At 71.9% G+C, this 13,302-nt stretch carries 10 protein-coding genes; 1 reads left to right on the forward strand and 9 read right to left on the reverse strand.

Features of this window, described 5'->3' with window-relative positions:
• Positions 1–41: 41 nt before the first annotated feature.
• From HGK34_RS05145 to gnd, 9 genes are all read right to left on the reverse strand, one after another.
• Positions 42–1,751 carry an NAD-binding protein gene (locus tag HGK34_RS05145; RefSeq protein WP_201845506.1) on the reverse strand — a complete coding sequence of 570 codons (1,710 nt, stop codon included), beginning with the start codon at positions 1,749–1,751 and terminating at the stop codon, positions 42–44.
• A 155-nt stretch (positions 1,752–1,906) separates the two neighbouring features.
• Complete coding sequence (locus HGK34_RS05150) at positions 1,907–4,051, reverse strand: 3-hydroxyacyl-CoA dehydrogenase NAD-binding domain-containing protein (protein ID WP_201845507.1); 2,145 nt, start codon at positions 4,049–4,051, stop codon at positions 1,907–1,909.
• Entirely contained in the window at positions 4,048–5,298 is a 1,251-nt protein-coding gene (locus HGK34_RS05155) for a thiolase family protein (RefSeq protein ID WP_201845508.1), read from the reverse strand. The genes HGK34_RS05150 and HGK34_RS05155 overlap by 4 nt, the downstream gene beginning before the upstream one ends.
• A gap of 132 nt (positions 5,299–5,430) precedes the next feature.
• The gene (locus HGK34_RS05160; protein WP_201845509.1) at positions 5,431–6,531 is read right to left on the reverse strand and encodes a lipid II:glycine glycyltransferase FemX; all 1,101 of its coding nucleotides are present in this window, start codon (positions 6,529–6,531) and stop codon (positions 5,431–5,433) included.
• Positions 6,532–6,600: 69 nt separating this feature from the next.
• On the reverse strand, positions 6,601–7,839 hold the full coding sequence (locus HGK34_RS05165; protein ID WP_201845510.1) for an HRDC domain-containing protein: 1,239 nt from the start codon (positions 7,837–7,839) through the stop codon (positions 6,601–6,603).
• The gene (locus HGK34_RS05170; RefSeq protein ID WP_201845511.1) at positions 7,836–8,456 is read right to left on the reverse strand and encodes a DUF3000 domain-containing protein; all 621 of its coding nucleotides are present in this window, start codon (positions 8,454–8,456) and stop codon (positions 7,836–7,838) included. Before HGK34_RS05170 ends, HGK34_RS05165 begins: the two co-directional genes overlap by 4 nt.
• A gap of 281 nt (positions 8,457–8,737) precedes the next feature.
• A complete protein-coding gene (locus HGK34_RS05175; protein WP_244666432.1) occupies positions 8,738–9,169 on the reverse strand; it encodes a DUF805 domain-containing protein in 432 nt (143 codons plus the stop codon).
• 308 nt (positions 9,170–9,477) lie between these two features.
• A complete protein-coding gene (locus HGK34_RS05180; RefSeq protein WP_307815779.1) occupies positions 9,478–10,797 on the reverse strand; it encodes a carboxylate--amine ligase in 1,320 nt (439 codons plus the stop codon).
• Complete coding sequence (gnd, locus tag HGK34_RS05185; protein ID WP_201845513.1) at positions 10,794–12,227, reverse strand: NADP-dependent phosphogluconate dehydrogenase; 1,434 nt, start codon at positions 12,225–12,227, stop codon at positions 10,794–10,796. Before gnd ends, HGK34_RS05180 begins: the two co-directional genes overlap by 4 nt.
• A gap of 238 nt (positions 12,228–12,465) precedes the next feature.
• Between gnd and HGK34_RS05190 the strand changes: the two genes are divergently transcribed.
• The gene (locus HGK34_RS05190) at positions 12,466–13,215 is read left to right on the forward strand and encodes an SDR family oxidoreductase (RefSeq protein ID WP_201845514.1); all 750 of its coding nucleotides are present in this window, start codon (positions 12,466–12,468) and stop codon (positions 13,213–13,215) included.
• Positions 13,216–13,302 lie beyond the last annotated feature (87 nt).

A 13,302-nucleotide genomic window follows, 5' to 3' on the forward strand; every position in this document is an offset into this window, starting at 1 on the left:
CGCGCCCCCGTGGGATCGCCGAGGCCCCGTCGTGAATCACGTCATTGCGTGTCCGGGACGCGCGCCTCCGGCCCGGCCGTCCGCGCGCGCAGGCGTTCCAGGCCCGTGCGCGTGGCGATGACGATGAGGTGGTGGTTGTGCTGGAGGGGGTTCGTCGCGGCGGGCCGGAACACGTCGGTCTCGAACCCCCTCTGAGGGCGGCGGACCGCGAGCAGCCGCACCTCGCCCGGAATGTCTACCTCTCGTGCCTGCCGGTGCTCGAGCTCGCAGCGTGCGTGCATCGGTACCTCGGCGACCAGCAGGACCCGTTCCCGGAACGGCACGGTGTCGAGCACGTCCGGCCCCATCACGGAGGCCGCGAAGGCGGGGGAGGCGAGCGCGGACGCGCTGCGCGGCGCCGAGCCGGGGATGAGTCCGCGCACGCGCCGGGCGAAGTCCTCGTCGAAGAGGCGCAGCACACGGCGCAGCCTGGCGTTCCCCGGGGCGCGGTCGACCGAGTCCGCGGCGATGCTGATGCCGATGTTCGCGACGTCGTCGCTCGTCATCGCCATCACGGCGCGTGCCGTGCCGATCTGTGCGGCCTTGAGCACCTCGGCCCGCCGGCCGTCGCCGATCACCACCGGGACACCGTGCTCCCGGGCGAAGGGGATGCCGCGGGCGCCGTCGTCGTGCAGGTTGACCGCGACCACCGGGATGCCCCGCTCCAGGAGGGTCGCCAGGACGCGCGTCCCGACGTCGCCCAGGCCCACGACGACGACGTGGCCGGACATGGGGGATCCCGGGCCGGACGTGGCCGCGGCGAGCCGTGCGCGCACGACGGCGTCCACGAGCGCGGCGGTGAGCAGGGGGATCACGGCGACGCTGATGAGCGTGACGACCACCTGCACCGCGCGGGTGACGGACCGGGAACCCTCGTCCGGGTCGGCGCCGGCGAGCGTCTCGAGGACGATCCGGTAGAGAGCGGTCGTCCAGGGAGTCGGCTCGGTGAGCGACACGAGCGTCGTCCCGGCCGCGATGACGAGTGCCAGGACGGCCAGGGCGTACCAGACGTACCGGTTCAGGTTCTGGCGGACGAAGTACCAGAGGCGACCGTTCGGCCGGCGTGGGCCCGGCCCGGGCTCGGGGGCGGGAGAGGCGACGCTGACTGCGATGCGCCGGTCGAGCTCCGGGTCGTCGTCGGGCGGCAGCATCACCGTGTCCTCGGCGCCCCGTGCGCCGTCGAGCGCCGCGAGCGTGAACCAGGGCGGGCCGTGCAGCTGGTGGGGCTTGCCGACCAGGAGGTCGATCCCGGGCACCTCCAGGTGCCGGGCCTCACCCAGTGCCAGCGCGACGAGCGGTGGGGCCGCGATCTTCGAGGCGGACAGCACATCGCAGTTGGGCAGGTGATCCGCGATACCGACGCCGAGCTCGTCGTCGAAGAACCGGACCACGAGCCGCACCCCTGGCTTCAGTTCGTTGACCAGGAGTGCGGTCTCGATGTTGCCGGCGTCGTCCTGGTCGAGGAGGGCGACGGCGTCGGCGTCGTCGATCCGTGCACGCCGCAGGGCGGCGTCGTCGGGCCGGGCCGCCTCCACGATCCGTACGTGGTCGAGGGCGGCGGTACGGGCGCCGTGCCTCGAGTCCGCGGAGGGCAGGATCACGGTGACGTCGCCCTGGTAGCGGGTGCTGAGCGCGTACGAGACGCGGAACGCGAGCGGGCCGTCCCCGCAGACGACGAACTGCGGGCGATGCCGGCGGGTCGCGATCACCATGGTCCGGACGATACCCGGCGCGGGATCCAAAATATGAAAAATCCGGCGCTGTGCGGTGTGCGAGCACGCCCGCGAACCGGATGGTTCACGGGCGTGCTCGCGGGGCGCCGCGAGCACGTGGCCGCGGCGGCCCTGACCCGACGCGGAGCCGGTGGTCAGGCGGGGACGTTCGCCACGCCGTCGGGCAGGAACCGCTTGCCCAGGACCTTCTCGCTGTAGCCCGTGCGGTCCAGGTACGGCGTGATGCCGCCCGTGTGGAAGCCCCAGCCGGCGCCGAGAATCATGCACAGATCGATCTGCTGCGGACCGGCCACGACCTTCTCGTCGAGCATGAGGCCGATCTCCGTGGCGGTCGCGGTCAGGACGGCGTCGAGCACGCCCGGGCCGTCGAGCACCGGGGTGCCGTTCCGGCCGGTCGTTCCCGCCTCGAGTGCGTCCCCGAACGCGGCCTGCACCGCCGGGTCGACGGGCTTGGGCAGGCCCTTGGAGGGGGCGTCGAGCACGAGCCGGGTCCCGTCGGCCACGATCTTCTTCAGGCCGGGCGACGTCGGGATGCGGTCCCCGAGGTCCTCACGCAGGGACGTGAGCACGTGGTCCGCCACGGCGGGGCCGACGAGGTCGGTGAGCTCGAAGGTCGGCATCGGGAAGCCGAGCGGTGCGAGCGCGCGGTCGGCGACCTCCACGGGCGTGCCGTTCTCGATCGCCTCGAGCACCTTGCCCATCACGAGGATGAGGAGGCGGTTGACGACGAAGCCGGGGCGGTCGCCCGCCAGGACGGCGGTCTTGCGCAGCTTCTTCGTGATGCCGAACGCGGTGGCGAGTGCCTCGTCGGACGTCTTGTCGGCGTGGATCACCTCGACCAGAGGCATCTGGGCGACCGGGTTGAAGAAGTGGATGCCCACCACGCGCTCGGGGTGGGCCAGATCGGCCGACATCTCCGTGACGGACAGCGCCGAGGTGTTGGTCGCGAGGACCGCCTCGGGGGAGATGATGCCCTCGAGCTCCGCGAACACCTTCTTCTTCAGGCCCATCACCTCGGTGACGGCCTCGATGACGAAGTCGCAGGAGGCGAACTCCTGGATGTCGGTGGTGCCGGACACGGACGCGACGATGCGCCGCGCGGCGCTCTCGGCGAGCTTGCCGCGTGCCACGAGCTTCTCCGCCGTGCCGCGCACGAAGTCCAGGCCCTTGTCGACGCGCTCCTGGTCGAGGTCGCGCATGACCACCGGGACCTGCAGCCGCTGGGCGAACAGGAACGCGATCTGGGCGGCCATGAGGCCGGCGCCGACGATGCCGACGCGGGTGACCGGGCGGGCGAGCTTCGGGTCGGGCGCGCCGTGGGGCTTCTTGCCGCCGGAGACGAGGTTGAACGCGTAGACGCTCGCGCGCATCTCGTCGGACATGATGAGGTCGGCCAGTGCCTCGTCCTCGGCCTGGAACGCCTCGGTCCGCGTGGCGTTGCGCGCGCCGGCCACGAGGTCCAGCGCGCGGTACGGGGCCGGGCGCGAGTCGCCGATCGTTGCTTCCAGGTGCGCTCGTACGCCGGAGACGACGGCGTCCCACACGGGCTGCGGGTCCAGCTCTCGCCGGGCGACCTCGACCTCTCCCCGGAGCACCTTCGCGGCCCAGAGGATCGACTGCTCGAGGAAGTCCGCGGCGTCGAACTGCGCGTCCACCAGACCGAGCTGCAGGGCTTCGGCCGGCTTGTACGGCTTCTGCGACGCCGGGCGCGTGAAGATGACGTCGATGGCCTTCTCGATGCCGACCAGGCGCGGCACGATGTAGGCGCCGCCCCAGCCCGGGACGAGGCCGATGGAGGTCTCGGGCAGGCCCAGGCCGGCGGCGTCGGACGAGACCGTGCGGTAGTCGCAGTTCAGCGCGACCTCCAGGCCGCCGCCCAGGGCCAGGCCGTTCACGAAGGCGAACGTGGGGACGCCGTGCTGCTCGCGCAGGTCCCCGAGGATCGCGTAGGCCCGGTGACCGGCGCGGCCGAGTTCGAGCGCGTCGTCGCGGTCGGTGATGGCCTGCGCGCCCTTGAGATCGGCGCCGGCGGCGAGGAAGTACGGCTTGCCGGTGACGGCGACCGCGGCGATCTCACCGGCGGCGGCACGCTCGCGCAGCCCTTCCAGGGCCGCGGTCAGCTCGGCCATGCCCTGCGGGCCGAGCGTGTTGGGCTTGGTGTGGTCGAAGCCGTTGTCCAGCGTGACGAGGGCGAGCGTGCCGGCGCCGCCGGGAAGGGTGACGTCGCGGACGAGGGCGTGGGTGACGCGCTCGGTGGGTGCGTTCTCGGTTGCGGTCACTTGGCGCTCTCCTCGGTGGTGTGGCCGGAGTAGTCGGCGTGGTGCGGGTTCTCCCAGATGACGGTGCCACCCTGGCCCAGGCCGACGCACATCGTGGTGATGCCGTAGCGGACCTCGGGGTGCTGCTCGAACTGGCGGGCGAGCTGGGTCATGAGGCGCACGCCCGACGACGCGAGCGGGTGGCCCATCGCGATCGCGCCGCCGTAGGGGTTGACGCGCGGGTCGTCGTCGGCGATGCCGTAGTGGTCCAGGAACGAGAGCACCTGCACCGCGAATGCCTCGTTGATCTCGATCAGCCCGATGTCGTCGATGGCAAGGCCCGCGCTCGCGAGCGCCTTGTCCGTGGCGGGGACGGGGCCGTAGCCCATGATCTCCGGGGCCACGCCGGCGAAGGCGTAGGACACCAGGCGCATCCGGACGGGCAGGCCGAGCTCGGCGGCGGTGTCGCCGGCGGCGAGGACGGAGGCGGTGGCGCCGTCGGTCAGCGGGGAGGACGTGGCCGGGGTGACGCGGCCGCCGGGGCGGAACGGCGTCTTCAGGTCGGCGATGCCTTCCATGTTGGTCTCGGGCCGCGGGAGCTCGTCGGCGGTGGCCAGGCCCCAGCCCAACTCGGCGGAGCGGGCGGCGACGGGCACGAGGTCCGGGTCGATGTTGCCGTTGGCCAGCGCCTTGGCGTACTTGGCCTGGGAGTTGACCGCGAAGGCGTCCGCGCGCTCCTTGGTGAGGTGCGGGAACGTGTCGTGCAGGTTCTCGGCCGTGACGCCCATGTTGAGGGCCTGCGGGTCGACGAGCTTCTCGGCGACGAAGCGCGGGTTCACGTCGGCGCTGAAACCCATCGGGTGACGGCCCATGTGCTCGACGCCGCCCGCCACGGTGATGTCGGCGGCACCCATGGCGATGGAGCCGGCGGTGGTGGTCACGGCCGTCATGGCGCCCGCGCACATGCGGTCGATGGCGTAGCCGGGAACGGTGTTGGGCAGGCCGGCCAGGACGCCGACGGTGCGGCCGAGGGTCAGGCCCTGGTCGCCCTCCTGGGTCGTCGCTGCGATCGCGACCTCGCCGATGCGCTCGGCGGGCAGCTCGGGGTGGCGGCGCAGCAGCTCGCGAACCAGCTTGACGACGAGATCGTCGGCGCGGGTCTCTGCGAACAGGCCGTCGGGCTTCGCCTTGCCGAACGGGGTGCGGACGCCGTCGACGAAGACGACGTCGCGTACGGTCCGTCGCGTGGGCGCGGATGTAGCCGTCATGGGCAGCTCCTTGGTCGGACGGCGGCGTCCCTCAGCGACGCCGCTCGGTGCTCGCGATACACGCTACCCCGAGTATCGGTAAAAAACCTAGCCCTGCCGAGACTAGGTATCACCAGGAGCTGAGACGAAGGCTCAGTGTCCGCCGCGGAGCTTGCGGACCACCTTCTTGGCCGTCGGCAGCGCGTTGTTCCACGTGCTGTACCAGCGCGAGAACGGCACGTCGATACTTCCCACGAGCTCGTCCTCGTGCTTGGCGAACCCTCGCTTGAAGTTCGAGATGCCGTCGTTCAGAAGTCCGTTGACGTCGTAGCGGATCACGCCGCGCTCCTTCATGGCGCAGATCGCGTGCCACTTGAGGCCGTAGTTGGCCCGCAGGTTCATGCCGTCGTCGTTCATGCCGCCGTACAGCTCGAACGACGTCGTGTTCGAGGCCGCGAACCACACGAACGACACCGGGCGGTCGTACGGGCCGCCGTCGGACGAGCGGGCGAATGCGGCGAAGATCGGCGAGGCGCTGCCGAGCGCGGTCTTGACCAGGTGGTAGTAGCTGTCCGAGTGCAGCCCGAACCCGGCACGCTCGGCCGTGGCGTGATAGATGGCGAGGCACGCGTCGATCTCCCTGGCCGAGGTGACCTCGCGGAACTCCAGGTCCTCGCGCTGTGACTTGCGGATGTACTGCCGCGTCTTCTTCGACATGGCTGCCATCAGCTCGTCCTCGCTCTTGCGCAGGTCGAGGATCAGTGTGGACGGGTACAGCACCGGGTTCGGCGCGTAGCGGCGGTTCGGCAGGCTCGTCTGGGTGCCGACCGGCCAGTCCGGCTCGATGGTGATGCCCACGCCGCCGATGTTCTCCCGCGCCCAGTCGGTCATGGCGTTGGTGACGAGGTCGCGGGTGGCGGAGTCGCCCACGCCGAAGACGGCGCGCATCGTGTTGGCCCCGTCCAGATGCGCCACCACGGGCCCGCGCGGCACGTAGGCGAGCGCCTTGAACTGCGCGGGCAGGGGCCGCTCCAGCACCTGGGCCAGGCCGGCCGTGCGGCCGCCCGAGGTGATCCGCAGGCGGTGCGCGGTCCAGGCTCCCGCGGACTTGAGCTCGCCCCAGCCCCACAGCTGCAGCGGGTGGCCCCCCAGCCCGTTCACCTCGTGATCCCAGGCGGATCGTTCGGTGACGACCTCGACGGAGACGGAAGCGGCGGCCGACGTGGCAGGGGAGGGTGTGGCAGAGGCTGGCATGGTCAGACTCTATCGATAGGGACGGACATCGACGAAGAGTGAAACGCAGGCCGGGGGCGGCGCGAGCGGTCAGTGGATCTCGGCGAGGGTTTCGGCCAGTGGCGTCGCGAGCAGGCCGATCTGCCACTCCCGTGCCCGGCGGCTCCGCAGGAACTCGGCGACGGCGTCGGCGCCGGCCGGCTCGGGCGGCTTCCAGCAGAGCCTGCGCAGCGCGTCCGGCTGCAGCAGGTTCTCGACCGGCACCGACAGGCGCTCGGAGAAACCGGCGACGAGCTCGCGCGCGCCCTTCAGCCGGCGGGCGGCGAGCGGGTCGCGGTCACCCCACAGCCGCGGTGCGGGAGGGCCTTCGGTGCGGGGCCCGCGCACGGTCGGGAGCTGACTCTCGGGAAGCGCGCTCGCGGCGTCGATGGCGCGCTGCCAGTATCCGGCCCGGCGCCTGGCGCCCTTGCCCGTGAACTCCGGCAGGGCCACGAGCTGCCCCGCCGTGCGCGGCATGGCGCGTGCCGCCGCGACGATCGCACGGTCCGGCAGGACGCGGCCCGGCGAGATGTCACGGGCGCGGGCGGTCGCGTCACGCGCCTCCCACAGGGCGCGGACCACGGCGACCTGGCGGGGCTTGCGCAGCACGTGCATGCCCGAGGTGCGGCGCCAGGGGTCGACTCGCGGGGGAGGCGGCGGCGCGGTGCGGACCGCCTCGAACTCCTGGGCGGCCCACTCGGCCTTGCCCGCGGCCTCAAGGCGTTCGGCGAGGTCGTCGCGGACCTCCACCAGGACCTCCACGTCGAGTGCGGCATAGCGCAGCCAGTCCTCGGGCAGCGGGCGGGTGGACCAGTCCACCGCGGAGTGTTCCTTGGCCAGGCCCAGTCCCAGGGTCTCGGCGACCACCGCGGCCAGGCCCACACGTTCGAGGCCCAGCAGACGTGCCGCGAGTTCCGTGTCGAACACGCGCGCCGGCCGCAGGCCGTGCTCGCCGAGGCCGGGCAGGTCCTGGGACGCCGCGTGCAGCACGTATTCGGCGTCGCCGATCGCGTCCCCCAGGGGCGAGAGGTCCGGCAGGGCGACGGGGTCGATCAGGGCGATCCCGGCTCCTGCCCGCTTGAGCTGTACGAGGTAGGTGGCCTGGCCGTAGCGGTATCCGGAGGCGCGTTCGGCATCGGCGGCGACCGGTCCGGTGCCGCGGGCGAAGGCGTCCATGACCTTCTCGAGCTCTTCCGGCCGGGTCGTGACGGGAGGCAGGCCCCCGGACGGCTCAGTCAGCGGTGTGACCGCCGCGCCGTCGTCGGCGCTGCGCGCAGGGGGTTCGTTCATGGCCCCACCGTATGCGGGCGTTGGGGGCGGTCGGTAAAACGCCTGGTGAGCGCAGTGACTCCGATCGGCAGGGGAGGGACACCCGCCGCGGTGGACAGCAGCGCCGTCCAGGCCTGCAGATGGGCGCCGAGTCGCGTGTCGACGGGTGTCCACGAGGCCCGGAGCTCGAGGTCCACGGCGTCGGGCGTGTCCGCCAGGGCGCCGAAGCTCTTCGACAGCACGCGCGTCACCGTTCCGCCTTCGGCGAGCGCGTCCGTGCCGGGCCGCAGGCCCGCGAGGTCCAGGCACTCGGGGATCCAGGACCAGGCGACGTCGGCCAGCAGGGGATCGGTGGCCATCTCGGGTTCCAGGGTGGCGCGCACCAGCGTGACGATCCGGAACGTGCCCTGCCAGGACTCCTGTCCCGCCGGGTCGTGCAGGACGACGAACCGGCCGGTGGCGACCGGGGCGTCGTCGTCCCCGGCGGCGTCCGCGGTCACCTCGCCCGACAGCGCGACGCTGTACGGGGCCACGCGGACGGGTGCCGCGATCTCCTCGACGTGCACCCCGGGCCGCGCGCCCCGGCCACGCAGATCGGCGAGGGCGTCCGCGAACTCGGCCGGCACGTCGTTGCTCACCCCTGCACGGTACGCGCCGCCGGGGCCGGGGCGGGGCAGCCACGCGGATATGGACTCGCCTCGATGCCCCAGATCGTGACCGATCGGCAGCCGGGCCGGCGCGACAATGCCCGCACCGCACTCATGGCAGACGTTCCTTGCCGGGGACCGAGAACGCCGTCGTGCATGGTGGGAGGGTTCCCACCATGCACGACGGCGTTCTCGTGGCTGTCCGCGGCGGACTGCCCGCCGCGGGCCGGGCCGTGAGCCGGGCCGACCGCGGCCGGCTCCGGCGAGGAGTGTCAGGCCTGGGCCGGGAGCTCGGCGGCCTTCGGGTCCGGGCCGAAACGGTTGGGGCCCACGGTGCCGGGGAGGATCACCATGACGAGCACGATGATCCCGCCGACGAACGGGATGAGGCCCAGCAGGATGAAGAACCCGGACTTGTCGCTGTCGTGCAGGCGGCGCACCGTGACAGCGAGCGAGGGCAGCAGAAGGGCGAGGCTGAGGATCCCGAGGATCACGTAGCCGACGACACCCATCGCCGGCATCTGCGCCGCCCCGGGGTTCTCCGCAGCGGCTGTCGACATCTGCCCGATGGCGGGGAAGATGAAGATCGCCTCGATCAGGAGCACGACGATCGTGTACGCCAGGGTGTACCACCAGTACTCCGACCGGCGTGCCCGCCCGTTGAAGTCCGCATACTTGGACAGCACGGTCCGGATCGACTCCATGAAGGACATTTGAGGCCTCTCTATGAGTAAGGGGCGGATACTGACACCGCCCGTACGTGACACAGTCTGACGGCTTGCACAGGTTCTTCACGGCATTTGTTGCTCCCGCACGGCAAAAGCCCACGATGCGACACCAAATCGTTATGACCGGTGTGCGCAGTCTCCACGATTCCTCTTCCCCGGCCGGGTCGCCGAGCCGCCCAGGAGGAGCGAAGCGCGCGCAGAGCGACCGGGCCCGACGCAGGTCCACCGTGCGGGAGAGATCCCGCCCGGCAGGTCCACGTCGGGCCCGGTCGTCGTGTCGCCGCTCAGTATCCCGTGCTGGTCGGCTCCGGGTAGTACTGGGCGTACTTGCGCCGGTAGTTCTGCGTGATCGCCTCGACGATCAGGCGCCGCTTCATGCCGGTGTCCCGGTCGTACTTGAGCGGGTTGACCACCTTGCCCTCGGACCTCAGGCGCTTCAGGCGCGTCTTGAGCTCCGGGTCGAGCACATACTTCAGCAGCAGCCCGAACGGCACCACGGTGTACAGCACCTCGCTCGTGGCCCGCAGCGGCTGGATCGGCCGGCCGAGCACCTGGTCCTCGACCAGCACTCGCGCCACGTTCGCCCCGCCGGCGGTCACGTAGAAGTTGTTCCGCCCGATGCGCGGGTTCACCTCGAAGTACACGTGCCTGCCCGTGCGCGGGTCGAGCTTGTAGTCGAAGTTCGCGAAGCCCACGTAGCCGGTCGCGTCGAGGAACCGGGTGGCGGCCTCCATGGCGTCGTCGTACGGCTCCACGAGGATCGCGGCCGGGATGCCGAGCGTGCCCGGCGTGTGTTCCTCCAGCAGCACGCGGCCCGTGGCCAGCAGCGTCACCGTGCCCGACGAGTCGCGGTAGGCGGTCAGCGAGCGCATCTGCGTCTCGTCGCCCGGGATGAACTCCTGCACGAGGAACGCACTCGGATAGCCGGCGTCGACCAGGTGGCCCAGCACCTCGTCCAGCTCCGCGCGGTTGTTCAGGTGGTGGATCTTCGCCTTGCCCGGAAAGGACACGTAGTGCCAGTCCGCGCTGTTGGACGGCTTGCCGATGAGCGGGAACTGGAGGTCCAGCTCCAGGCCGGCGACGGCGGCACGCCCGCCGTCGGCGACGAGCTTCGGGATGTCGGCCACGACGGTACGCGGCGTCGGGACGCCCAGCCGGTCGCACACCTCCGCGAACCCTTCCTTGCTGGAGACCTGCTCCAGCACCTCCAGGCTCGGGTACGGCGTCACGAACCCGGCGGCCTCCAGGCGCTCGCGGTGCACGATGACCTCGCGGACGAACCAGTCCGCGTTGGTCAGAAGCACCGGGCGCTTGCCCGCGTGCTGCCGCGCGATCCCTTCGAGGGACGACAGGAACGTCTCCGTGTCGTCCAGGTTCGGAACCACGACGTTGTCCACGATCGCCGAGTCCTGCATCGGCCGGGTCGCGACCGATGACAGCACCACGCCCTTGATCCCGTACTGCTCGTGGAACGCGCGGATCAGGGCATAGGTGCCGACGTCGCCGCCGACCCCCACCGCGATCGTGTTCTCGCCACTGATCGAGAGAGCCGACGACGGTCCGTCGGCGCCTCCCTCGCTCAGATCCTTGGGGAATCCCCTCACGCCTCAGCCTCCGTGCGGTCACCTGACCAGTCGGTGTGGAACGTGCCGTCGCGGTCCGTGCGACGGTACGTGTGCGCACCGAAGAAGTCCCGCTGCGCCTGCACGAGAGCTGCGGGAAGACGCGGTGCGCGCACCGCATCGTAGTAGGCCAGGGACGAGGAGAAAGCCGGGGTGGGGATGCCCGCCTGCGCGGCACCGGCCACGATGCGGCGCCAGGAAGCCAGGCCGGCGCTCACGGCGTCGGCGAAGTACTCGTCGGCGATCAGCAGCGGCAGGTTCGCGTCCCGCTCGTACGCCTCGGTGATGCGGTCCAGGAACCGGGCGCGGATGATGCAGCCGCCCCGCCAGATCCGCGCCATCGCACCGCGGTCCACGTCCCAGCCGTACTCGGCCGACGCGGCCGCGATCTGGTCGAAGCCCTGGGAGTAGGCCACGACCTTGGACGCGTACAGCGCCTGGCGCACGTCCTCGACGAAGGCCTCGCGGTCCTTCACCTCCCAGCCGGCCGTGTGCGCGGGCAGGGCGGCCGCGGCCTCGCGCTGCGGGACGGACCCGGACAAGGAGCGGGCGAACGTGGCCTCGGCGATCCCGGTGATCGGCACGCCGAGATCGAGCCCGTTCTGCACGGTCCAGCGGCCGGTGCCCTTCTGCTCGGCCTGGTCGAGCACGATGTCGACGAACGCCTGGCCCGTGGCCGCGTCCTGGTGCCGCAGCACGTCGGCGGTGATCTCGACCAGGAACGACTCGAGGTCGCCCGTGTTCCACTCGGCGAAGATGTCGCCGATCTCGGACGCCGAGGCACCCAGGCCGTGGCGCAGGAGGTCGTACGCCTCGGCGATGAGCTGCATGTCGGCGTACTCGATGCCGTTGTGCACCATCTTGACGAAGTGGCCGGCACCGTCGGGCCCGACGTGCGTGCAGCACGGAACGCCGTCCACGTGCGCGGAGATCTTCTCCAGGATCGGCCCCAGCGACTCGTAGGACTCGGCGGTGCCGCCGGGCATGATCGAGGGGCCGTTCAGCGCGCCCTCCTCGCCACCGGACACGCCCGTGCCCACGAAGTGCAGGCCCTTGGCCGCCAGAGCCTTCTCGCGGCGGATCGTGTCGGGGAAGTGCGCGTTCCCGGCGTCGAGGACGATGTCGCCCTCCTCCAGGAGGGGCACCAGCTCGTCGATCACGGCGTCGGTGGGCGCACCGGCCTTGACCATGACGACCACCTTGCGCGGCCGCTCCAGGGACGCGACGAAGTCCGCCACCGACTCCGACGGTACGAAGTCACCCTCGTCGCCGTGCTCCGCGACCAGGGACTCGGTGCGCGCGTAGGAGCGGTTGTGCACCGCCACCGTGAACCCGTTCCGGGCGAAGTTCCGGGCCAGGTTGCGGCCCATGACCGCCAGGCCGGTGACGCCGATCTGTGCTCGTGCTGACAATGTGCGCTCCTTGCGTGCGGACGGTCGAGTCGCAGCCAGCCTAGTTGCGCCTGTCGCGCGTGCCAGGTCGTGTCCATCCCCTGACCGGCCGGCCCACCCTGGACCGGCCGGCCCCCACCGGCACCGGTAGCGTCGGGCCCGGTAGCGTCGGGCCCGGAACGGAGATCCGGGACCCGGCCGGTGTCGACGCCGTTCCGGGACAGGTCCGGGCGGACGAGGAAGGCGGTGGCGCGAGGCCATGACGGAGACCACGGAGACCGCGGGCAGCAGGGCGACGTCGGGGCGCGGCCCGACGGCGGACCCCCCGCCCGTCGTGCTGGTCGGCGCGGGAGGCTACGTCGGGCGCCGGCTGACCGCCGCCCTCACCCGCGCCGGGCGTACCGTCCTGGCAGCGTCCCGGTCGCCCCTCCCGGAGAACCTGTCCGACGGCGGCCCCGGGCCCGGACGGGTGCTGCCCGTGACCTATCCGGAGGCGGCAGGTCTGGGTGACGCGGTGCGTGCGGCCTGCGATCGCGACGGCCTCCCGCTCCCCGGCGGAGCGGTCGCGTCCATCGGCGGCTGGCACCTCGGCGCGCGGCTGCTCGACCAGCCCGATCTGGACGGCTGGCGCGACACGCTCGACAGCCACCTCACCGCCCACCTCGCCGCCGTCCGCGCCCTCGCCCCGCTCCTGCGTGAGTCCGCAGGCGCCTCTCCCGCCTACGTCGCCCTCAACGGCGCGGCGCGGGCCGAGCCCATGGCGGGCTCGGGAGCGATCAACGTCACCGGCGCCGGACTGGCGATGCTGATCCAGGTGCTGCGCCTGGAGGAGAAGCAGCCCGCCGTGCCGCGCCCGGTGCGCTTCCACGAGCTGGTCATCGACCACGCCGTGGCCGGCGACGACCGCAACGTCACGCCCGAACGGACCGTGCCCCCCGCCCGCGTCGCTGAGACCCTCGTCACGATCCTCGACGAGCCCGGCACCGCCGGCGTCGTCCACGTGCACTGACGGGCGCGACGGCCGGCTCCCGGCCCGCGACACACCGTGTGACCTTGGTCTCCGCTCCTCAGAAGGCACCCTGGGCGACGGTAGCGT

Source organism: Myceligenerans indicum, from assembly GCF_016742955.1.
In the GTDB taxonomy this organism is placed as follows: domain Bacteria; phylum Actinomycetota; class Actinomycetes; order Actinomycetales; family Cellulomonadaceae; genus Myceligenerans; species Myceligenerans indicum.

What these genes read in the sequence shown, in the direction of transcription:
- HGK34_RS05145 (WP_201845506.1), bottom strand. Translation starts at nt 1,751, where the DNA reads ATGGTGATCGCGACCCGCCGGCATCGCCCGCAGTTCGTCGTCTGCGGG.
- HGK34_RS05155 (WP_201845508.1), bottom strand. Translation starts at nt 5,298, where the DNA reads ATGACGGCTACATCCGCGCCCACGCGACGGACCGTACGCGACGTCGTC.
- HGK34_RS05160 (WP_201845509.1), bottom strand. Translation starts at nt 6,531, where the DNA reads ATGCCAGCCTCTGCCACACCCTCCCCTGCCACGTCGGCCGCCGCTTCC.
- HGK34_RS05165 (WP_201845510.1), bottom strand. Translation starts at nt 7,839, where the DNA reads ATGAACGAACCCCCTGCGCGCAGCGCCGACGACGGCGCGGCGGTCACA.
- HGK34_RS05175 (WP_244666432.1), bottom strand. Translation starts at nt 9,169, where the DNA reads ATGGAGTCGATCCGGACCGTGCTGTCCAAGTATGCGGACTTCAACGGG.
- HGK34_RS05190 (WP_201845514.1), top strand. Translation starts at nt 12,466, where the DNA reads ATGACGGAGACCACGGAGACCGCGGGCAGCAGGGCGACGTCGGGGCGC.